Raw genomic sequence first — 21195 nt, 5'->3', positions numbered from 1 at the left:
CAACCCCATCGCCATGGAAGAAGGTCTGCGCTTTGCCATCCGTGAGGGCGGCCGCACGGTCGGCGCCGGCGTCGTGGCCAAGATCCTTGATTGAGGTTTGAAAAAAGAGGTATAGGGGTATAGCTCAATTGGCAGAGCGTCGGTCTCCAAAACCGAAGGTTGTAGGTTCGATTCCTACTGCCCCTGCCACACCATCGTGGCCGCAACGAGCCCGCCAAGTCCTGGCGGGCTTCAGCGTCTTGGAAGGCGCTGTAAAAGTTACCTAAAAAACACAGACATATGGCCACAACACAGGTCGAAACCGTTCAGACCGGGGCTGACAAAGCCAAGATTGCCATCGTGGTGCTCTTGGTCTTTGCCTCGGTGGCGGGTTTTTATTGGCTCGGAAAGCAGGGGCCGCTGGTGCAGTGGGCTGCGCTCCTCGTAGGCCTTGTGCTTGCAGCGGGTGTTTTCCTGACATCGGAGCCCGGGCGCAGACTCGTGGCTTTTGCACGCGATGCCTGGAAAGAGGTCAAGAAAGTCGTTTGGCCCACGCGCAAAGAAGCAATGCAAATAACGCTTTACGTGTTCGCCTTCGTTTTCATCATGGCCTTGTTCTTGTGGGTTACCGACAAGACCTTGGAATGGGTTTTGTACGATCTCATCTTGGGTTGGAGAAGGTCATGACGGATGCGGTAGAAACAGTGGGCCAAACTTCGGCAGAGCCGCTCACCCAGCCTGGTATGCAGTGGTATATCGTGCACGCGTATTCGGGCATGGAAAAAGCCGTCGAACGCAACATCCGCGAGCGCGTTGCCCGCTCGGGAATGCAAGACAAATTCGGACGCATTTTGGTGCCGACCGAAGAAGTCGTCGAAATCAAGAACGGCCAACGCAAGACTGCGGAACGCCGTCTTTTCCCTGGCTACGTATTCGTCGAGATGGTGATGGACGACGACACCTGGCATCTCGTCAAGCACACGAGCAAAGTCACGGGTTTTGTCGGCGGTGCCAAAAACCGCCCTGCTCCCATCTCTGAAGACGAAGTGGCAAAAATCCTCCAGCAGATGCAAGAGGGGGCAGAAAAACCGCGGCACAAGATCGAGTTCATGGTGGGTGAGGTGGTGCGCATCAAAGACGGCCCTTTCACCGACTTCAATGGCGTCGTAGAAGAAGTGAATTACGAAAAAAGTCGGCTGCGGGTTTCCGTAATGATTTTCGGCCGCTCCACACCCGTAGAACTCGAATTTAGCCAGGTAGAAAAAACCTGAACCCGAAGTCTTGCGGCAGACTTCTTGAAAAAATGCGTCATACGGCTCGACGCAATAAAAATAGAGCCGTTCATACTGGGGAGCTTGTTTCCAACCAAGCGTTAAGACCCAAAAGGAGTAAAGCATGGCGAAGAAAATCGTCGGCTTCATCAAGCTGCAAGTGCCAGCTGGTAAAGCCAATCCCTCACCACCGATCGGCCCGGCGTTGGGTCAGCGCGGCCTCAACATCATGGAGTTCTGCAAAGCATTCAATGCGCAGACCCAGGGTGTAGAGCCTGGCCTGCCCTTGCCAGTGGTCATCACGGCATTTGCCGACAAGAGCTTCACGTTCATCATCAAGACCCCGCCCGCAACGACCCTGATCAAAAAAGCGATCAAGCTCGAAAAAGGCTCGTCGAACGCACTGAAAACCAAAGTCGGCAAAATCACGCGCGCGCAGCTCGAAGAAATCGCCCAGACAAAGATGAAGGACATGACTGCAGCCAACTTGGATGCAGCCGTGCGTACTTTGGCTGGCTCGGCCCGTTCCATGGGCGTCGTGGTGGAGGGTTTGTAAATGGCCAAGTTGACCAAAAGAAGAAAAGCGATGCTGGGCAAAATCGATCGCACCAAGCTGTACCCCGCATCCGAGGCACTTTCGCTCGTCAAAGAAACGGCAACCGCCAAATTCGATGAGTCGATCGACGTCGCCGTGCAACTCGGCGTCGATGCGAAAAAGTCCGACCAGGTCGTGCGCGGTGCCGTCGTGCTCCCCAACGGTACCGGCAAGACCACGCGCGTAGCTGTGTTTGCCCAAGGTGCCAAGGCCGAAGAAGCGAAAGCCGCGGGCGCGGACATCGTTGGCATGGACGACCTTGCGGCAATGATCAAGGCGGGCAACATGCCGTTCGACGTGGTGATTGCAGCTCCTGACGCCATGCGCGTGGTCGGCACCCTCGGCCAAATCCTCGGCCCGCGTGGTCTGATGCCCAACCCCAAGGTTGGCACAGTGACGCCCGACGTTGCCACGGCTGTCAAGAATGCCAAAGCCGGCCAAGTGCAATTCCGCGTGGACAAGGCAGGTATCGTGCACGGCACGATCGGGCGCCGTTCGTTTGAAAACGACAAATTGCAGGCCAATCTCGCGGCATTCATCGATGCGCTGAACAAGGCCAAACCTGCGTCGAGCAAAGGGCAGTATCTGCGCAAGGTTGCGCTGTCTTCGACGATGGGCATGGGTGTGCGTGTGGACGCGCAAACCATCGCTGCGTGAGGCAGCGCGAGAAGTGTTGGTAAGAAATCTTCGGGGCTCGTGAGAGGCCCGAGGTGGTGGGTCGAAGATGCTTTGCATTCTTCGAGCCATCCAAGACCGTTGGTGTGCAAATTGTTGCACTTAAACCGCTACATCGGGCCAACGCAGATGGCGATCCCGCTGCAAAAAAGAAGCCATTCCTACGCAGTCGGTCGCTGCAACGAGAGCGTGCCCAACGAGGGATTCCGAGGGCACATTGGTAAGGAGTAAACCTTGAGTCTGAATCGCAGTGAGAAAGAAACGGTCGTCCAGGAGGTGACCAAACTCGCCGCTAACGCTCAAACGCTCGTGATCGCGGAGTACCGTGGCATAACGGTGGCCGACATGACTCGATTGCGCGCAGACGCCCGCAGCAAGGGCGTGAGCCTGAGTGTCCTGAAAAACACTCTGGCCCGCCGTGCTTTGGCAGGCAGCGCATTCGAAGTGGTGACAGACCAGTTGACCGGCCCGCTGATCTATGGCTTTTCCGAAGATGCCGTGGCGGCAGCGAAAGTGGCCGCCGACTTTGCGAAAACCAATGACAAATTGGTGATTCGCGGGGGTGCATTCGCAGGGAAAGCGCTCGATGCGGAAGGCGTCAAGCAGTTGGCCAGCATTCCTCCAAAGGAAACCTTGCTGGCCCAATTGTGTGGCTTGCTCAAGTCACCGATTTCGCGCACCGCCGTGGTGCTCGGGGCATTGGCGACCAAAAAAGGCGAAGCCGTGGCTGCCTGAGCGTTTCACAAACTTGTTCATCCGGGCCTGTGCAGAAAATCCAGCGCTTGCAACCAAAGTTGCACCCACCCAGCCCTTGGGGACTCTGCCACAGACCACAAACCCATCATTAGGAAATCAAAATGGCATTCGATAAAGACGCATTTTTGGCCGCGCTCGACAGCATGACGGTCATGGAACTCAATGACCTGGTCAAGGCCATTGAAGAGAAATTCGGCGTGAGCGCTGCCGCTATGGCGGCGCCGGCGGCTGCTGGCGGTGCCGGCGCGGCTGCGGCTGCGGCCGAGGAAAAGACCGAGTTCAACGTCGTGCTGCAAGAAGCCGGTGCCAACAAGGTTGCCGTCATCAAGGCCGTGCGCGAAATCACCGGTCTGGGTCTCAAAGAGGCCAAAGACCTGGTCGATGGCGCACCCAAGAACGTCAAGGAAGGCGTCTCCAAGGCTGACGCCGAAGCGGCTGTCAAGAAGCTCGTGGAAGCTGGCGCCAAAGCCGAGCTCAAGTAAGCGCTTGTCGCCTCGAGGGCTGGAGCGCTTCATCGGGCCTCCAGCCTTTGGTGCTTTCAGAGCACACCCGTAAACCTTGGTTGCCTCCAGGTTTTCGAGTGTTTTCTGACCGATCCGACACAGAAAACACCTTGGCTCGGGTGATGCGCAAGGCATCACTGTCCGCCATGGTTGGTAGTGGCCAACCGCCAAGCCCGCAAGCGAAGCGCCTCTGCGGGTCCGTCGTCGTAGATCCCAATCCCTGTTTTGCCCGGAGATCTCATGGCCTATTCTTTCACTGAACGCAAACGCATCCGCAAAAGTTTCGGCACCCGCGAGAGCGTGCTGAAAGTCCCTTATCTGCTGCAAATGCAAAAGGACGCCTATACGGCCTTTTTGCAAGCTGATGTCCCACCCCAGAAAAGGGCCAATGAGGGCTTACAGGCTGCGTTCCAATCGGCGTTCCCCATCGTTTCGCACAATGGGTTCGTCGAGATGAAGTTCATCGAATACAACCTGGCCAAACCCGCCTTCGATGTGCGCGAATGCCAAACGCGCGGTCTGACCTATGCTTCGGCCGTGCGCGCCAAGGTGCAGCTGATCATCTACGACCGCGAATCTTCCACGGCCCAATCCAAGGTGGTCAAGGAAGTCAAGGAGCAAGAGGTCTATATGGGCGAAGTGCCGCTCATGACCGACAAAGGCTCGTTCATCATCAACGGCACCGAGCGCGTGATCGTTTCGCAGTTGCACCGCTCGCCTGGCGTGTTCTTCGAACACGACAAAGGCAAGACACACAGCTCTGGCAAATTGCTTTTTTCCGCGCGCATCATTCCTTACCGTGGCTCGTGGCTCGACTTCGAGTTCGATCCCAAAGATATTTTGTATTTCCGCGTGGATCGGCGGCGCAAAATGCCCGTCACGATTTTGCTCAAGGCCATAGGTCTGAATCCCGAGCAGATCCTCGCGCACTTTTTCGTCAACGACAACTTCCGCCTGATGGACAGCGGGGCACAGATGGAATTCGTGCCCGAGCGCCTCAAAGGCGAGATTGCACGCTTTGACATTACCGACAAGTCGGGCAAAGTCATCGTCCCGAAGGACAAGCGCATCACGGCGCGCCATGTGCGTGAGCTGGAGCAATCGGGAACGACGCATATCAGCGTACCCGAGGATTTCCTCATCGGTCGCGTGCTCGCGCGCAATATCGTCGATCCGGACACCGGTGAAATCCTCGCCAAAGCCAACGACGAGCTCACCGAAGCGTTGCTGAAGAAACTGCGCAGCGCAGGCGTGCAAGAGCTGCAATGCATCTACACCAACGAACTCGACCAAGGGCCCTACATCTCTCAAACGCTGCGCATCGATGAAACCGCGGATGAATTCGCCGCGCGCGTGGCCATTTATCGCATGATGCGACCCGGCGAGCCGCCGACCGAAGATGCCGTGCAAGCGCTGTTCCAGCGCCTCTTTTACAACCCCGACACCTACGATCTCTCGCGCGTTGGGCGCATGAAGTTCAATGCGCGCGTGGGACGCGACGATCCGACCGGCCCCATGGTCTTGTCCAACGAGGACATCCTGGCCGTGGTGAAGATCCTGGTCGAGCTGCGCAACGGCCGTGGCGAGGTCGATGACATCGATCACCTGGGCAACCGGCGCGTGCGCTGCGTGGGCGAACTGGCCGAAAACCAATACCGCACGGGTTTGGCGCGCATCGAAAAAGCGGTCAAGGAACGCCTCGGGCAGGCCGAACAAGAGCCGCTGATGCCGCATGACCTGATCAACTCCAAGCCGATTTCTGCGGCGCTCAAGGAGTTCTTCGGCGCCTCGCAGCTGTCGCAATTCATGGACCAGACCAACCCACTGGCCGAGATCACGCACAAGCGCCGCGTCTCGGCGCTCGGCCCGGGTGGCTTGACGCGCGAACGTGCAGGTTTCGAGGTGCGCGACGTGCACGTCACGCACTACGGCCGGGTGTGCCCGATCGAGACGCCCGAAGGCCCGAACATCGGTCTCATCAACTCGCTGGCGCTGTATGCACGCTTGAATGAATACGGCTTCATCGAGACGCCGTATCGCCGGGTCGTCGATGGCAAGGTCACGAACGATATCGACTACCTGTCGGCCATCGAGGAAGGCAAATACGTGATCGCGCAAGCGAATGCCGCGCTCGACAAAGACGGTCGCCTGGTCGGCGAGCTGGTCTCTGCGCGCGAAAAAGGTGAGTCCATCCTGTGCGGCGCCGAACGGGTGCAGTACATGGATGTGTCGCCCGCGCAGATCGTCTCGGTGGCGGCCTCGCTCGTGCCCTTCCTCGAGCATGATGACGCGAACCGCGCTTTGATGGGCGCCAACATGTCGCGCCAAGCCGTGCCTGTATTGCGCCCCGAAAAGCCGCTGGTAGGCACGGGCATCGAGCGCGTCGCTGCCGTCGATTCAGGGACGGTGGTGACGGCCAAACGCGGTGGCGTGGTGGACTACGTCGATGCCATGCGCATCGTGATTCGCGTCAACGACGACGAAGCCGTCGCTGGTGAAGTGGGGGTGGACATCTACAACCTCATCAAATACCAGCGTAGCAACCAGAACACCAACATCAGCCAGCGCCCCATCGTCAAGCGCGGCGACCGCCTGGAAAAAGGCGACGTGATCGCCGACGGCGCCTCGACCGACCTGGGCGAGATCGCGATCGGGCAGAACATGCTGATCGCCTTCATGCCCTGGAACGGCTACAACTTCGAGGACTCGATCCTGATTTCCGAAAAAGTGGTCGCTGACGACCGCTACACCAGCATCCACATCGAGGAGTTGGTGGTCATGGCGCGCGACACCAAGCTCGGCCCCGAGGAAATCACGCGCGACATCCCGAACCTGAGCGAGCAGCAGCTCAACCGCCTCGACGACTCGGGCATCATCTACGTGGGCGCAGAAGTGCAGCCCGGCGATGTGCTCGTGGGCAAGGTCACGCCCAAGGGCGAAACCACGCTCACGCCCGAAGAAAAGCTGTTGCGCGCGATCTTCGGTGAAAAGGCCTCCGACGTGAAAGACACCTCGCTGCGCGTCGACCAAGGCTCGCAGGGCGTGGTGATCGACGTGCAAGTGTTCACGCGCGAAGGCATTGCGCGCGACAAGCGTGCACAGCAGATCATCGACGACGAGCTCAAGCGCTTCCGCCTGGACTTGAATGACCAGCTGCGCATCGTCGAGGCCGACGCCTTCGACCGTATCGAGAAGTTGTTGCTCGGCCGCGTGGCCAACGGTGGCCCGCAAAAGCTGCCCAAGGGCACGAAAATCGACAAAGCCTATCTGGACGCGATCGACAAGTTCCACTGGTTCGACATCCGCCCCGCCGAGGACGAGGTCGCAGCGCAGCTCGAGAGCATCAAGAACGCGCTCGAGCAGACGCGCCACAACTTCGACCTCGCGTTCGAAGAAAAGCGCAAAAAGCTCACGCAGGGAGATGAATTGCCTGCAGGCGTGCTCAAAATGGTCAAGGTCTATCTGGCCGTCAAGCGCCGCTTGCAGCCTGGCGACAAGATGGCCGGGCGCCACGGCAACAAGGGCGTGGTCTCCAAAATCGTGCCGATCGAGGACATGCCCTACATGGCCGACGGCACCCCCGTGGACATCGTGCTGAACCCGCTGGGCGTGCCTTCGCGCATGAACATCGGGCAGGTGCTCGAAGTGCACCTGGGCTGGGCCGGCAAAGGCATTGGCCAGCGCATCGGCGACATGCTGCAACGCGAGGCCAAGGCGGCGGAGCTGCGCAAGTTTCTCCAAGAGGTCTATAACACCCGCGGCCGCAGCGAAGACTTGTCCAAACTCAGCGACGAGGCCCTGTTCGCCATGGCGTCCAACCTGGTCGATGGCGTGCCCTTTGCCTCGCCCGTGTTCGACGGCGCCTCAGAAGACGAAATCCGCGCCATGCTGCAGCTCGCCTACCCCGACGACATCGTCGCGCGCAAGGGTTTGACCCCCGCGCGCACGCAGGCCTACCTGCATGACGGGCGCACCGGTGACCGCTTCGAACGTCCGACCACTATAGGCTACATGCACTACCTCAAGCTGCACCATTTGGTCGACGACAAAATGCACGCGCGCTCCACCGGGCCGTACAGCCTGGTCACGCAGCAGCCGCTGGGCGGCAAGGCGCAGTTTGGCGGCCAGCGTTTCGGCGAGATGGAAGTGTGGGCGCTCGAAGCCTACGGCGCCGCCTACGTGCTGCAGGAAATGCTCACCGTCAAGTCCGACGACGTGCAAGGCCGCACCAAAGTCTATGAAAACATCGTCAAGGGCGAGCACTCGATCGAGGCCGGGATGCCCGAATCGTTCAACGTGCTGGTCAAGGAAATCCGTTCGCTGGGCCTAGACATGGAGCTCGAGAGGGATTGATGGTGCGCGGCCCCGCGCAATCGGGGCCGCGACAGCGCATGCACAGACCCCCTCGCTCCAGCTCCGTCCTCACTATTTAAGGAAGTTCGCCATGAAATCCTTGCTCGACTTGTTCAAACAATTCACGCCGAATGAGCACTTCGATGCCATTCGCATCGGTCTGGCGTCGCCCGAAAAGATCCGTTCCTGGTCGTTCGGCGAAGTGAAAAAGCCCGAAACCATCAACTACCGAACCTTCAAGCCCGAACGCGACGGCCTCTTTTGCGCCAAGATTTTCGGGCCGATCAAGGATTACGAATGCCTGTGCGGCAAATACAAGCGCCTCAAGCACCGCGGCGTGATCTGCGAAAAGTGCGGCGTCGAAGTCACGCAGACCAAGGTGCGGCGTGAGCGCATGGGCCATATCGACCTGGCCGCGCCGTGTGCACACATCTGGTTTCTCAAGTCTCTGCCCAGCCGCCTCGGTCTGGTGCTCGACATGACGCTGCGCGACATCGAGCGCGTGCTGTATTTCGAAGCCTACGTGGTGGTCGATCCGGGCATGACGCCGCTCAAGAAGTTCAGCATCATGAGCGAGGACGACTACGAGGCCAAGCGCAAGGAATTTGGCGACGAATTCGTGGCAAAAATGGGCGCCGAAGGCATCAAGGAGTTGCTCGAATCCATCGATCTGGAGGCTGAGATCGAAAGGCTGCGCGGCGACCTGACCGGCTCCGAAGCCAAGGTCAAGAAAAACGCCAAGCGGCTCAAAGTGCTCGAAGCGTTCCGCAAGTCCGGCATCAAGCCCTCCTGGATGGTGCTCGAAGTGCTACCCGTGCTGCCGCCCGACCTGCGTCCGCTGGTGCCGCTCGATGGCGGGCGCTTCGCCACGTCCGACTTGAACGACTTGTACCGTCGCGTCATCAACCGCAACAGCCGCCTGCGCCGTCTGCTCGAGCTCAAGGCGCCCGAGATCATCGCGCGCAATGAAAAGCGCATGCTGCAAGAAGCCGTGGACAGCCTCATCGACAACGGTCGCCGCGGCAAAGCCATGACGGGCGCGAACAAACGTGCGCTCAAGTCGCTCGCCGACATGATCAAGGGCAAGGGCGGGCGCTTCCGCCAGAACCTGCTGGGCAAGCGCGTCGATTATTCGGGCCGCTCGGTGATCACCGTGGGCCCCACGCTCAAGCTGCACCAGTGCGGTCTGCCCAAGCTCATGGCGCTGGAGTTGTTCAAGCCTTTCATCTTCTCGCGCCTCGAAGCCATGGGCATCGCGACGACCATCAAGGCCGCGAAGAAAGAGGTCGAATCCGGCACCCCCGTGGTCTGGGACATCCTTGAAGAAGTCATCAAGGAACACCCGGTGCTGCTCAACCGCGCGCCCACCTTGCACCGCCTGGGTATCCAGGCCTTCGAGCCCATCCTGATCGAAGGCAAGGCGATCCAGCTGCATCCGCTCGTGTGTGCCGCCTTCAACGCCGACTTCGACGGCGACCAGATGGCCGTGCACGTGCCGCTGTCGGTGGAGGCGCAGATGGAGGCGCGCGTGCTCATGCTCGCCTCGAACAACGTGCTCTTCCCGGCCTCGGGCGAGCCGTCCATCGTGCCCTCGCAGGACGTGGTGCTGGGGCTGTACTACGCCACGCGCGACCGCATCAATGCCAAGGGCGAGGGCATGGTGTTTGCCGACGTGGGCGAGGTGCAGCGCGCCTTCGATGCTGGCGAGGTCGAGCTCGCCTCGCGTGTGAACGTGCGCATCACCGAGTGGCGCAAAAACAAGGAGACCGGCGAGTTCGAGCCTCAGCAAAACCTGGTGGAAACCACGGTAGGCCGCGCATTGCTGTCGGAAATCCTGCCCAAGGGGCTGCCCTTCGAGCACATCAACAAAGCGCTCAAGAAAAAAGAAATCTCCAAGCTGATCAACACATCTTTCCGCAAATGCGGGCTCAAAGAAACGGTGGTATTTGCCGACAAGCTGTTGCAAAACGGCTTTCGTCTCGCCACGCAGGCGGGGATTTCGATTTGCGTCGATGACATGCTGGTGCCACCGCAAAAGGCCGAGATCATCGAGCGCGCCGAAAAAGAAGTGCGCGAGATCGAGCAGCAATACGTCTCCGGTCTCGTCACCGCGGGCGAGCGTTACAACAAGGTCGTGGACATCTGGGGCAAGGCGGCGGACGAAGTCTCCAAAGTCATGATGCAACAGCTCGCCAAACAAAAGGTCATTGACCGCCACGGCAAAGAAGTCGATCAGGAGTCGTTCAACTCGATCTACATGATGGCCGACTCGGGCGCGCGTGGTTCGGCGGCGCAGATCCGTCAGCTCGCGGGCATGCGTGGCTTGATGGCCAAACCTGATGGGTCGATCATCGAAACGCCGATCACGGCCAACTTCCGTGAAGGCCTGAACGTGCTGCAGTACTTCATCTCCACGCACGGCGCGCGCAAGGGTCTGGCCGACACGGCGCTCAAGACGGCCAACTCGGGCTACCTCACGCGCCGTCTGGTCGACGTCACGCAAGACCTGGTGGTGACCGAGGAAGATTGCGGCACGGCCAACGGTTCGCTGATGCGCGCCATCGTCGAAGGCGGCGAAGTGATCGAATCGCTGCGTGAGCGTATTTTGGGTCGCACCGCGGCCGAGGACGTGCTGCACCCCGAAACGCAAGCCGTACTCGTGCCAGCGGGCGAGATGCTCGATGAGACGCGGATCGAAGAGATCGAGGCCGCCGGCGTCGATGAAGTCAAAGTGCGCACGGCGCTGACCTGCGAGACGCGCTATGGCCTGTGTGCCAAGTGCTACGGCCGCGACCTCGGCCGCGGCGGTCTGATCAACCTCGGCGAGGCCGTGGGCGTGATCGCTGCGCAATCGATCGGCGAACCTGGCACGCAGCTGACCATGCGCACCTTCCACATCGGCGGTGCCGCCTCGCGCGCGGCCGTGGCCTCGAGCGTCGAAGCCAAGTCCAACGGCATCATCGGCTTCAACGCCACCATGCGCTACGTGAGCAACACCAAGGGTGAGCTCGTGGTGATCGCGCGTTCGGGCGAAATCATCATCCAGGACGAACATGGCCGCGAGCGCGAGCGCCACAAAGTGCCTTATGGCGCGATCTTGACCGTGAAGCCCGACCAGGTCGTGAAAGCCGGTACCGTGCTGGCGAACTGGGACCCGCTGACGCGCCCGATCATCACGGAATTTGCCGGCCGCGTGAAATTCGAGAACGTCGAAGAAGGCCTCACCGTGGCCAAGCAGGTCGATGAAGTGACGGGGCTTTCGACCCTTGTGGTGATCGATCCCAAGCGCCGCGGCGCAGCCAAGGTCGTGCGCCCGCAGGTGAAACTGCTGGACGCGGCCGGCAACGAGGTCAAGATCCCCGGCACCGACCACACCGTGACCATAGGCTTCCAGGTGGGCGCGCTGATCCAAGTGCGCGACGGCCAGGAAGTGGGGCCGGGCGAGGTGCTCGCGCGCATTCCGGTCGAAGGGCAGAAGACGCGCGACATCACGGGCGGTCTGCCACGCGTGGCCGAACTGTTCGAAGCGCGCACGCCCAAAGACAAGGGCACGCTCGCGGAGCTCACGGGCACGGTGTCCTTTGGCAAGGAAACCAAGGGCAAGATCCGCTTGCAGATCACCGACCCCGACGGCAAGGTGTGGGAAGAGCTCATCCCCAAGGAGAAGAACATCCTCGTGCACGAAGGCCAGGTGGTGAACCGCGGCGAACTGATCGTCGATGGCCCCGCCGATCCGCAGGACATCCTGCGCCTGCTCGGCATCGAAGAGCTCTCGCGCTACATCGTCGATGAGGTGCAGGACGTCTATCGCTTGCAAGGCGTGAAAATCAACGACAAGCACATCGAAGTGATCGTGCGGCAAATGCTGCGCCGTGTCGTGGTGGACAACCCTGGCGACTCCAACTACATCGCGGGCGAGCAAGTCGAGCGCTCCGAGATCCTCAATACCAACGAGGCTCTACGGGCCGAAGGCAAGATCCCGGCCACCTTCACGAACGTGCTGCTGGGCATCACCAAGGCGTCGCTCTCGACCGATTCGTTCATCTCCGCGGCTTCGTTCCAGGAAACCACGCGCGTGCTCACCGAGGCTGCCATCATGGGCAAGCGCGACGAGCTGCGCGGCCTGAAGGAAAACGTGATCGTCGGCCGTCTGATTCCCGCCGGCACGGGCTTTGCCTACCACCAGGCGCGCAAGGCCAAGGAGGCGATGGACGAAGCCGAGCGACGTGCGATTGCCGAAGCCGAGGCGGCCGAGCTCGCCGCTGCCCATGACGCGACCGGCGTCGAAAGCAGCCAGGCCAGCGATGCTGCGGCCGACTGAAGAGGGCCGCTGATCTGCGCGCTCCCAGCTCGCTTGCGCGGGGCACCCGTGCCAGAAATGTTTGCTGGCACGGGTGCTTGGCCGCAAGCGCAGCAGGAGCGTCTCGGTCTTTGCCCCGCTGATTTGCACGCGCCAAGCGATCCCGTACGCAGCGCACACGCATGAGTTCCTCGCAACGAGCGATGCGCCAGGCACCGACGCAAGCGCGCACGGATGCGGGCGCCACCGCGCCGCTGTGGCAGCTGCTGGCGACGGTTGCGAGTACGCTGCAAAGCGTTTTGGCAGGCCGGTCTGCGACGGCAGCGCTCGAAACCGTGGCGCCTTCATTGCGGCCGGGCGTGCAGTCCTTGCTGTACCAAACCCTGCGCTCGCTCGGCCGCGCCCAGGTCTTGCGCAGCAGATTGGTCGCGCGGACCCCGCCGCCCCCGGTGGATGCCTTGCTCTGTACGGCCTTGGCTTTGTGCTGGCACGAGGCCAAGGCCCCCTATCCTGCACACACGCTGCTGCACCAAACGGTGGAAGCCGCCAAGCACCGCCCGGCAACGCGTGCGCAGGCGGGTTTCGTGAATGCTTGTTTGCGGCGCTTTTTGCGTGAGCGCGCGGCCTTGATAGCCGCCACCGATGCCGACCCGCTGGCGCACTGGAATCATCCGCCATGGTGGGTGCGGCGCCTCCAAATCGACCATCCGCAGGCCTGGCAGCAGATTTTGCAGGCGGCCGACGCCCCGGCGCCCATGGTGCTTCGCGTTAATCAGCAAAAATGCACTCCAGCCCAATATCTACAAGCGCTCGAAGCTATCAATATAGAAGCGTCTCCGGTGGGCGTCAGCGGCCTTGTCCTGCGCCGCCCCGTGCCAGTGCAGCAGTTGCCGGGTTTCGAGGCGGGGTGGGTTTCGGTACAGGACGCCGGCGCGCAGTTGGCCGCACCTTTGCTGCTGCAAGGTCTCAACTTGCATGCGCCATTGCGCGTGCTCGACGCCTGTGCAGCACCGGGCGGCAAAACCGCGCATCTGCTCGAGCTCGCGCCGCCGGGTGCCTCCTGGCATGTGACGGCGCTCGAAGTCGATGCGGCGCGCAGCGGACGCATCCACGCCAACCTCGCGCGCCTCGGTCTGCATGCGCAGGTACTCGTGGCCGACGCCGCCTGTCCGCAGGACTGGTGGCGACAAAGCGGCGGCTTGCCTTTCGATGCAATTTTGCTCGATGCGCCTTGCACGGCTTCGGGCATCGTGCGCCGCCACCCTGACGTGCGTTGGCTGCGCCGCCCCACCGACATCGACCAGCTGGCGGCCCAGCAAGCGCGCCTGCTCAACGCGCTGTGGCCCTTGCTGCGCCCCGGCGGCAGACTGCTTTATTGCACCTGTTCGGTATTCCGCGCCGAAGGGGAGGATCAGGTGCAAATGTTTCTTGCACACCACAAGGACGCCGCGCGCATGCCTGCGCCCGGCCATTTGCTGCCCACGTCGGCCGACAATCGCCCCACGGGCCAGGACGACATGCACTACGACCATGATGGATTTTTCTACGCGCTACTCGAAAAAAAACCGGCGTGAAGATGCTTGGTCGCGGCTGCTTTGGCTTTGCGCCTGCGTGTTGTGCGGCCTGCTCATGCACGGGCGCGCCCTGGCGCAGCAGCATCCCGCGGAGGTCCAAGAGCTGCGCGTCGAGCGCAGCGAGGATGGCTTGTACCTGAGCGCCGTGCTGCAGTTCACATTGCCCGAGCTGGTCGAGGACGCGCTGCAAAAAGGCATTCCGATGTTCTTCGTGGCGCAGGCGCAGGTGCTGCGTGAGCGCTGGTACTGGTCAGACCGCGAAGTGGCCGCAGCCAATCGCTATTTGCGCCTGAGCTACCAGCCGCTGACGCGCAAATGGCGTCTGAGCATCGCCTCTACGCCGTTCAACCAGACCGGCCTGGGCGTGGTGCTAGGACAGAATTTCGACGACTTGGCCGAGGCGCTCTCGGTCATGCGCCGTTTTTCGCACTGGAAAATTGCCGACGCTTCCGCCATCGAAGCCGGTGCCAAGCATACGCTGCGCTTTCGTTTCCAGCTCGATCTGTCGCAGCTGCCGCGTCCGTTCCAAATCGGCGCGGTAGGTCACAGCGGCTGGAATCTCCAACTCGAGCGCAGCCTGCACTTCGTGCCCGAGGCAGGCCCGTGACGCGCGCCAAGAAGAACGCCCCCACCACCGCTGAGCAGGGCACCTCCGCCTCGGTGCACGCTGCAACGCGCCAAGCGCGGGCCATGCGCTGGATGGTCGGCGTGGGCATGGCGGTCATGGTCGCTCTTGGCCTGGTGCTGCTTTTTTTGCTCACCCAGGCAACGAACAACCGCGAGTTGTATGAGCGCCATTACGCCTGGCTGTTCGCACTCAATGTCTTGGTTGCCGTACTGCTGCTGCTCGTGCTCGTGTGGATGGCCGTGCGGCTGGGTTTGCGGCTGCGCCGCAAGCGCTTCGGCAGCCGCCTGCTGGTCAAGCTCGCGGGCATTTTTGCCTTCGTGGGGCTCGTGCCCGGCCTGCTGATCTACGTGGTTTCGTACCAGTTCGTCACGCGTTCGATAGAGAGCTGGTTCGACGTGAAGGTCGAAGGCGCGCTCGCCGCAGGCGTGAATCTCGCGCGCGTCTCGCTCGAAGCCATGGCCAACGATATGGCGGCTAAAACCCGTGCGGCCAGCGCGCAGCTGGCGCAGGTTCCCGATGCTGCGGCAGGCTTGGTGCTCGAACACATTCGCGACCAGCTCGGCGCCACCGATGTGATCCTCTGGAGCGCGTCGGGCCGCCCCTTGGCGAGCGCCGGCCAGTCGCGCTTTGCCCTGAACCCCGAGCGCCCCACTGCGGCGCAGCTGCGGCGCGCGCACGAACAGCTCGTGACGACGCAGATCGAGGGGCTCGACGACCTTCAGCCGGGCAGCACGCAGCCACCGCGGGCCAGCGTGAAGGCGCTCGTGCTGGTGCACAGCCAAAGCGTCGGCCTGCTCGAGGAGCCGCGCTTTTTGCAAGCCACGATCCCTTTGCCGCCCGCCTTGATCGCGAATGCCATCGCCGTGCAGGAAGCGAACCGCGAGTACCAGGAGCGCGCGCTCGCGCGCGACGGGCTGCGTCGCATGTACGTGGGCACGCTGACCCTGAGCCTGTTTTTGGCCGTGTTTGGCGCCGTGGTGCTTGCAGTGCTGCTGGGCAACCAGCTCGTGCGCCCTTTGCTCGTGCTCGCCGAAGGTGTGCGCGAGGTCGCGGCTGGCAACCTCAGCCCCAAGGCCGCGCTGCAAGGCAAGGATGAACTGGGTGGCTTGACGCGCTCTTTTGCGCTCATGACGCAGCAGCTTGCAGAAGCGCGCGCGGCCGTCGAAGCCAGCATGGCACAGGTCGACGCCGCACGTGCCCAGCTCCAAACCATCCTGGACAACCTGACCGCCGGCGTGTTGGTGCTCGACGCGCAGGGCCACATCCTTTCGTGCAACCCTGGCGCCACGCGCATTTTGCATTTGCCCCTGCTGCGCTACCTGGGCCAGCCGCTTGCGCAAGTCCCTGGCCTGGCCGAATTTGCCGCGACCGTGCAGGCCCAGTTCGACGCCTTTGTGTCCCGCCATGAACAGCACGAGGCGGATCACTGGCAACTGCCCTTCGCGCTCCACGGTACGAGCGAGGCCGCAGCGCAGCATCCGATCAACCTGATATTGCGCGGCGCCGTGCTGCCCGATGGCTCGCGCCTGCTCGTTTTCGACGACATCACCGAAATCGTCTCGGCGCAGCGCGCACAGGCCTGGGCCGAAGTGGCGCGCCGCCTGGCGCATGAGATCAAAAATCCGCTCACGCCCATCCAACTGTCGGCAGAGCGCCTCGCCATGAAACTCGAAGGCAAGCTGCCGCCGCCAGAGCAGGCCATCTTGACCAAGTCGGTCAAGACCATCGTCGAGCAGGTCGACGCGATGAAGCGGCTCGTGAACGAGTTTCGCAACTACGCGCGCCTGCCCGCGGCCGATTTGCAGGCACTAGACCTCAACGCGCTGGTGAGTGACGTGCTCCACCTCTACGGCGAGGAAAATGCCAGCGTGCCCGTCGAAGCCGACCTCGATCCCCGCTGCCCGCCCATCGCCGGCGACGCCCAGCAACTGCGCCAGGTGATTCACAACCTGCTGCAAAATGCCCAGGATGCCACGCTGCAAGCCTGGCGCGGAAAAGAACCGCCACCGCCGGTGCGCATCATGACGCGCTGGAATGAATCCACAGGAAATGTGCGTCTGATCGTACAGGACAGCGGCACCGGATTTGCCGAACACATTTTGCAGCGGGCCTTCGAGCCCTACGTAACCACCAAAGCACGCGGCACCGGTCTGGGCCTTGCCATGGTCAAAAAGATCGCTGACGAGCACGGCGCGCGCATCGAGCTGTCCAACCGCACCGCAGAAGATGGCGTAGTGCGCGGAGCACAAGTCTCGCTATCATTCACTCCAGCACCAGGTGTTGCCTGACAGCAACACTCCTACCACAACCCCTTTTTTGATGCTTTTCACCCATGGCAAATATTTTGGTGGTGGACGATGAGCTCGGCATCCGTGAGCTGTTGTCGGAAATCCTCAACGACGAAGGCCATAGCGTTGATTTGGCAGAAAACGCAACGCAGGCACGTGCCCTGCGCGCCAACAATGACTATGACCTCGTGCTGCTGGACATCTGGATGCCCGACACCGACGGCGTCACCCTGCTCAAAGAATGGGCCATGAACGGCGCGCTCACCATGCCCGTGCTCATGATGAGCGGGCACGCCACGATAGATACCGCCGTGGAGGCCACCCGCATCGGTGCGTTTTCCTTCCTCGAAAAACCGATTACGTTACAAAAATTGCTCAAGGCCGTGGAGCAAGGCCTGGCCCGCGGCGCCGCCACGGCCGCCGCCGCCACCCAGACCATCGCCACTGCCGTGCCTGCGCCCATGGTGCCGCCGCCTCCCTCTGGCTCCACCGCCACTGCGACGACCGCAGGCACAGACGTCGTGCTCGCGCCCGAGCCCGCGCCAGGCCACCAGGGTTTTGACCTCGATCAGCCCTTGCGCGAAGCCCGCGACCAATTTGAAAAAGCTTATTTTGAATTTCACCTGGCACGCGAAGGCGGCTCCATGACCCGGGTCGCAGAAAAAACCGGTCTTGAACGCACCCATCTGTACCGCAAGCTCCGCCAGCTCGGTGTCGATCTGGGGCGAAGCAAGCGCCATTGATTTTTCCCTCGCTGCGGCAGACGTCCGGCTTTTTCAAACCCCCAATACCTCGAAGCATCGGCCACCACGCGCCACGGCAGGCCAGCGCATAAAAGGCTCTGCGCCGTGCTATGACGACTTCTCAGAACGGCAAGCGCTGGCGACCAGGGGCGGCGACCGCCTGCGGTGGCCCTGCACGAACCGCACGAAAGTCCCCTCGGTAGGGCGAAGCCGCTACCATTGCAGCCCCACGAAAAAACCATGCACCCAGCCCTGCCCCAGCTCATCGATCAAGTGCGTGCCGCAGCGGCGGCGCGTGCGCCCTTGCGCCTGCGCGGCGGCGGTACCAAGGATTTTCATGGCCCCGGCGCGCTGCAAGGCTTGCGCGGCACCGTGCTCGACACGCGCGCGCTCGCAGGTATCGTGAGTTATGAGCCGAGCGAACTCGTCGTCACGGCCTGGGCCGGCACGCCGCTGGCGCAGCTCGAGGCCGCGCTGGCCGAGCGCCGACAGTGCCTGCCGTTCGAGCCGCCGCACTTTGCCACGCCCGATGCTGGCGCCGGAGCCACGGTGGGCGGCATGGTCGCGGCGGGCCTGAGCGGCCCCGCGCGTGTGAGCGTGGGCGCCGTGCGCGATTACGTGCTCGGCCTGCATCTGGTCAACGGCCGCGGCGAAGCCCTGTGCTTTGGCGGGCAGGTGATGAAGAACGTCGCGGGCTACGACGTCTCGCGTCTGATGGTCGGGGCCTGGGGCACGCTGGGTTTGATCACGCAGGTGAGTCTCAAGGTCTTGCCCGTGGCGCCGGCCGAGGCGACACTGCGTTTTTCCTATACCCAAACCGCAGCCCTGCAGCGCGTGCTCGACTGGGCGCGCCAACCCTTGCCGATCAACGCCAGCATCTGGGTGCCAGCAAGTAACGACAACGCAGGCGCGGGCGACAGCGCTGCGCCGCAGCAATGGGGCTGGCTGTACGTGCGTCTGCGCGGCGCGGCGGCGGCCGTCGAAGAGGCTTGCCGGGCGCTCGGTGGAGAGCGGCTCGCTACCCAGGATGCGGCCACCCATTGGCTGGCCTGCCGTGAGCAGACCTTGCCATGGTTTGCCGCACGCGCTCCTATGCATGCGCTGTGGCGCCTGTCGCTGCCGGCAACGGCGCCGCTGCTCGCCCTGCCGGCCACGGCCAGCGCGCCGCTGCTCGAATGGCACGGCGCGCTGCGCTGGGTGCAAGCGCCGCTCGCAGACGCCGCAGCGCTCGTCGAGGCCGCGCGGACCGTGGGCGGAAATGCATCGATTTTCAGAGCGCCTAGCGCAGGTGGAGATTGCCCTCAATGCCTTTTTGGCTTGCAATCTGCGGCACTGCAAAAAATCCAGGCGCGGGTACGTGCGGCTTTCGACCCGCTGGGCATCTTCAACCCCGGCCGCATGGCCGCAGGAGCCTAGCGTATGCGGCGCTTGCGCCACCTCACGGGACGCCACCGCACGGTGGCGAGCAACCGGCGGCTCGGGCTATTGCTGGCGTTCAACGCCGGCGCGGTCAATGCGGGCGGTTTTCTGGTCGTGCACCTCTACACCTCGCACATGACGGGTTTTTTGTCCATGCTGGCCGACAACCTGGTGCTGGGCAACATGGTGTTGGTGCTGAACGCGCTCGGCGCCTTGCTGGCTTTTACCGCGGGTGCCGCGGTGACGGCGATCCTCGTCAACTGGGCGCGGCAGCGGCATTTGCACAGCAGTTATGCGCTGCCGCTGCTGCTCGAAGCCCTGCTGCTGCTCGGCTTCGGGCTGATCGGGGCGCTCACGCTCGACTGGCGCACGCCGTTTGCGGTGCCCATGACGGTGTTGCTGCTGTCGTTCATGATGGGACTGCAAAACGCCACGGTGACCAAGATGTCGTCGGCGCAAATTCGCACCACGCACATGACCGGCGTGGTGACCGACCTGGGCATAGAACTCGGCAAGGCGCTCTACTGGAACCGCGCCGGCAGCCCGCCCGAAAGCCAGGTGCGCGCCAACCAGATACGCCTGCGCCTGTTCGCGGGCCTGGTGGGCATGTTTTTTTGCGGCGGCGTAGCGGGCGCGTGGGGCTTCAAACATCTGGGATTCATTTCCGTGGTGCCGCTCGCGCTGGTGTTGCTCGGGCTGTCGTTGCCGCCCCTTTGGCAAGACCGCCCGCGCTTGCGTGAGGCGCTGCGCAAAGCCCTGCATCGCCAGCATCCCATGCCGCCTGCGGCTCCCTGAATTTCCGCCCTCTTGCGCACTCCATGCAAACCCAGCTCACCCCCGAATACCGCGCCACGGCTGCAGGCCGCGAGGCCGAGGCGATTTTGCGCAAGTGCGTGCACTGCGGCTTTTGCACGGCCACCTGCCCGACCTACCAGCTGCTCGGCGACGAGCTCGACGGCCCGCGCGGGCGCATTTACCTGATCAAGCAGGTGCTCGAAGGCGCCACGCCCACGCGCAAGACGCAGCAGCACCTGGACCGCTGCCTGACCTGCCGCAACTGCGAAAGCACCTGCCCTAGCGGGGTGCAATACGGCCATCTGATCGACATCGGCCGCCAGCTCGTCGAAGACAAGGTGCCGCGCCCCGTGGGCGAGCGCGTGCTGCGCTGGCTGCTCAAAGAAGGGCTGCCTTCGCCGCTGTTCGCGCCGACGCTCAAGCTCGGGCAGGCACTGCGCCCCTTGCTGCCCGCGGCGCTGCGCGCCAAGGTGCCGCCCGCACAATCTGCCGGCGCCTGGCCCACGCGCACGCACGCGCGCAAGGTGCTGCTGCTGGCCGGCTGCGTACAGCCCGCGCTGCTGCCCAACATCAACGCGGCCACGGCGCGCGTGCTCGACGCGGCGGGCCTGCAGCCCGTGCTGGCGCCCGAGGCCGGCTGCTGTGGCGCGGTGAAGTTCCACCTCAACGACCAGGAGGGCGGCAAGGCGCAGATGCGCGCAAACATCGACGCCTGGTGGCCGTGGGTTGCGCCCGAGGGCGGCCGGGCGGGAGTCGAGGCCATCGTGGTCAACGCCTCGGGCTGCGGCCTCATGGTCAAGGAATACGGCCACCACCTGCGCGGCGACCCCGCCTACGCCGACAAGGCCGCGCGCATCAGCGCGCTCGCGCGCGACCTGAGCGAGCTCCTGCCCGACCTGGTGCCGCGCCTGCAGCCACGCATGAAGGACGCAGACCCGGCGCGCGCAGCGCTGTACGCCTACCACCCGCCGTGCACGCTGCAGCACGGGCAACAGCTGCGCGACGTGGTCGAGACGCAGCTGGCGGCGCTGGGCCTGCGCCTGCAGCGCGCGCCCACCGAGGCGCACCTGTGCTGCGGCTCGGCGGGCACGTATGCGCTGCTCGAGCCCCAAATCGCCCAGACGCTGCGCGACCGCAAGCTCGGCCAGCTGCAGACGCTGCAACCCGCGGCCATCCTGAGCGCCAACGTCGGCTGCATCACCCACCTGCAAAGCGGCACCGACCTGCCCGTGCGCCACTGGGTCGAGGTGCTCGACGAATGCCTTTCCTGACGGGGGTGTTCTCTCGCCGCCGAAAACGATCCTCTCTCACCAACA

At 62.9% G+C, this 21195-nt stretch carries 16 protein-coding genes and 1 tRNA gene; all 17 read left to right on the top strand.

What is annotated here, in order from left to right; translation table 11 throughout:
- On the top strand, positions 1 to 94 hold a 94-nt coding region (locus DFR45_RS10215), incomplete at its 5' end, for an EF-Tu C-terminal domain-related protein (protein WP_479684405.1).
- A 19-nt stretch (positions 95 to 113) separates the two neighbouring features.
- A tRNA-Trp gene (locus DFR45_RS10210) sits at positions 114 to 189 on the top strand.
- A gap of 90 nt (positions 190 to 279) precedes the next feature.
- On the top strand, positions 280 to 666 hold the full coding sequence (gene secE, locus DFR45_RS10205) for a preprotein translocase subunit SecE (RefSeq protein WP_114483624.1): 387 nt from the start codon (positions 280 to 282) through the stop codon (positions 664 to 666).
- Positions 663 to 1250, top strand: coding sequence for a transcription termination/antitermination protein NusG (nusG, locus tag DFR45_RS10200; protein ID WP_114483623.1), 588 nt, complete (start codon positions 663 to 665; stop codon positions 1248 to 1250). The genes secE and nusG overlap by 4 nt, the downstream gene beginning before the upstream one ends.
- A 124-nt stretch (positions 1251 to 1374) precedes the next feature.
- Positions 1375 to 1806, top strand: coding sequence for a 50S ribosomal protein L11 (gene rplK / locus DFR45_RS10195; RefSeq protein WP_114483622.1), 432 nt, complete (start codon positions 1375 to 1377; stop codon positions 1804 to 1806).
- Entirely contained in the window at positions 1807 to 2502 is a 696-nt protein-coding gene (rplA, locus tag DFR45_RS10190) for a 50S ribosomal protein L1 (protein WP_114483621.1), read from the top strand.
- A 252-nt stretch (positions 2503 to 2754) separates the two neighbouring features.
- A complete protein-coding gene (gene rplJ / locus DFR45_RS10185) occupies positions 2755 to 3255 on the top strand; it encodes a 50S ribosomal protein L10 (protein ID WP_114483620.1) in 501 nt (166 codons plus the stop codon).
- Between the two features lie 122 nt (positions 3256 to 3377).
- Positions 3378 to 3758: a 50S ribosomal protein L7/L12 gene (rplL, locus tag DFR45_RS10180; RefSeq protein ID WP_114483619.1), complete on the top strand. Its 381-nt coding sequence runs from the start codon at positions 3378 to 3380 to the stop codon at positions 3756 to 3758.
- Between the two features lie 261 nt (positions 3759 to 4019).
- Entirely contained in the window at positions 4020 to 8132 is a 4113-nt protein-coding gene (gene rpoB / locus DFR45_RS10175; protein WP_114483618.1) for a DNA-directed RNA polymerase subunit beta, read from the top strand.
- Positions 8133 to 8223: 91 nt separating this feature from the next.
- On the top strand, positions 8224 to 12453 hold the full coding sequence (gene rpoC, locus DFR45_RS10170) for a DNA-directed RNA polymerase subunit beta' (RefSeq protein ID WP_114483617.1): 4230 nt from the start codon (positions 8224 to 8226) through the stop codon (positions 12451 to 12453).
- Positions 12454 to 12614: 161 nt separating this feature from the next.
- Complete coding sequence (rsmB, locus tag DFR45_RS10165) at positions 12615 to 14006, top strand: 16S rRNA (cytosine(967)-C(5))-methyltransferase RsmB (RefSeq protein WP_421782016.1); 1392 nt, start codon at positions 12615 to 12617, stop codon at positions 14004 to 14006.
- 55 nt (positions 14007 to 14061) lie between these two features.
- On the top strand, positions 14062 to 14613 hold the full coding sequence (locus tag DFR45_RS10160) for a DUF4390 domain-containing protein (RefSeq protein ID WP_114483648.1): 552 nt from the start codon (positions 14062 to 14064) through the stop codon (positions 14611 to 14613).
- Positions 14614 to 14696: 83 nt separating this feature from the next.
- Positions 14697 to 16922 carry a sensor histidine kinase gene (locus DFR45_RS10155; RefSeq protein ID WP_114483647.1) on the top strand — a complete coding sequence of 742 codons (2226 nt, stop codon included), beginning with the start codon at positions 14697 to 14699 and terminating at the stop codon, positions 16920 to 16922.
- Positions 16923 to 16966: 44 nt separating this feature from the next.
- Positions 16967 to 17665 (top strand): response regulator, encoded by a 699-nt coding sequence (locus DFR45_RS10150; RefSeq protein ID WP_114483615.1) that lies wholly within the window; start codon positions 16967 to 16969, stop codon positions 17663 to 17665.
- Positions 17666 to 17905: 240 nt separating this feature from the next.
- Positions 17906 to 19081, top strand: a complete 1176-nt coding sequence (gene glcE, locus DFR45_RS10145) for a glycolate oxidase subunit GlcE (RefSeq protein WP_114483614.1) — start codon at positions 17906 to 17908, stop codon at positions 19079 to 19081.
- Between the two features lie 3 nt (positions 19082 to 19084).
- Positions 19085 to 19879 carry a YoaK family protein gene (locus tag DFR45_RS10140; RefSeq protein WP_114483613.1) on the top strand — a complete coding sequence of 265 codons (795 nt, stop codon included), beginning with the start codon at positions 19085 to 19087 and terminating at the stop codon, positions 19877 to 19879.
- A gap of 23 nt (positions 19880 to 19902) precedes the next feature.
- The gene (gene glcF / locus DFR45_RS10135) at positions 19903 to 21150 is read left to right on the top strand and encodes a glycolate oxidase subunit GlcF (RefSeq protein ID WP_114483612.1); all 1248 of its coding nucleotides are present in this window, start codon (positions 19903 to 19905) and stop codon (positions 21148 to 21150) included.
- Positions 21151 to 21195 lie beyond the last annotated feature (45 nt).

The sequence above is a fragment of the Extensimonas vulgaris genome (genome assembly GCF_003337425.1).
GTDB lineage: Bacteria > Pseudomonadota > Gammaproteobacteria > Burkholderiales > Burkholderiaceae_C > Extensimonas > Extensimonas vulgaris.
The sequence above is the reverse complement of the archived record's forward strand: the minus strand, read 5'-3'. Positions and strand labels throughout refer to the sequence as shown.

What these genes read in the sequence shown, in the direction of transcription:
- secE (WP_114483624.1), top strand. Translation starts at nt 280, where the DNA reads ATGGCCACAACACAGGTCGAAACCGTTCAGACCGGGGCTGACAAAGCC.
- nusG (WP_114483623.1), top strand. Translation starts at nt 663, where the DNA reads ATGACGGATGCGGTAGAAACAGTGGGCCAAACTTCGGCAGAGCCGCTC.
- rplK (WP_114483622.1), top strand. Translation starts at nt 1,375, where the DNA reads ATGGCGAAGAAAATCGTCGGCTTCATCAAGCTGCAAGTGCCAGCTGGT.
- rplA (WP_114483621.1), top strand. Translation starts at nt 1,807, where the DNA reads ATGGCCAAGTTGACCAAAAGAAGAAAAGCGATGCTGGGCAAAATCGAT.
- rplL (WP_114483619.1), top strand. Translation starts at nt 3,378, where the DNA reads ATGGCATTCGATAAAGACGCATTTTTGGCCGCGCTCGACAGCATGACG.
- rpoB (WP_114483618.1), top strand. Translation starts at nt 4,020, where the DNA reads ATGGCCTATTCTTTCACTGAACGCAAACGCATCCGCAAAAGTTTCGGC.
- rpoC (WP_114483617.1), top strand. Translation starts at nt 8,224, where the DNA reads ATGAAATCCTTGCTCGACTTGTTCAAACAATTCACGCCGAATGAGCAC.
- rsmB (WP_421782016.1), top strand. Translation starts at nt 12,615, where the DNA reads ATGAGTTCCTCGCAACGAGCGATGCGCCAGGCACCGACGCAAGCGCGC.
- DFR45_RS10160 (WP_114483648.1), top strand. Translation starts at nt 14,062, where the DNA reads ATGCACGGGCGCGCCCTGGCGCAGCAGCATCCCGCGGAGGTCCAAGAG.
- DFR45_RS10155 (WP_114483647.1), top strand. Translation starts at nt 14,697, where the DNA reads ATGCGCTGGATGGTCGGCGTGGGCATGGCGGTCATGGTCGCTCTTGGC.
- DFR45_RS10150 (WP_114483615.1), top strand. Translation starts at nt 16,967, where the DNA reads ATGGCAAATATTTTGGTGGTGGACGATGAGCTCGGCATCCGTGAGCTG.
- glcE (WP_114483614.1), top strand. Translation starts at nt 17,906, where the DNA reads ATGCACCCAGCCCTGCCCCAGCTCATCGATCAAGTGCGTGCCGCAGCG.
- DFR45_RS10140 (WP_114483613.1), top strand. Translation starts at nt 19,085, where the DNA reads ATGCGGCGCTTGCGCCACCTCACGGGACGCCACCGCACGGTGGCGAGC.
- glcF (WP_114483612.1), top strand. Translation starts at nt 19,903, where the DNA reads ATGCAAACCCAGCTCACCCCCGAATACCGCGCCACGGCTGCAGGCCGC.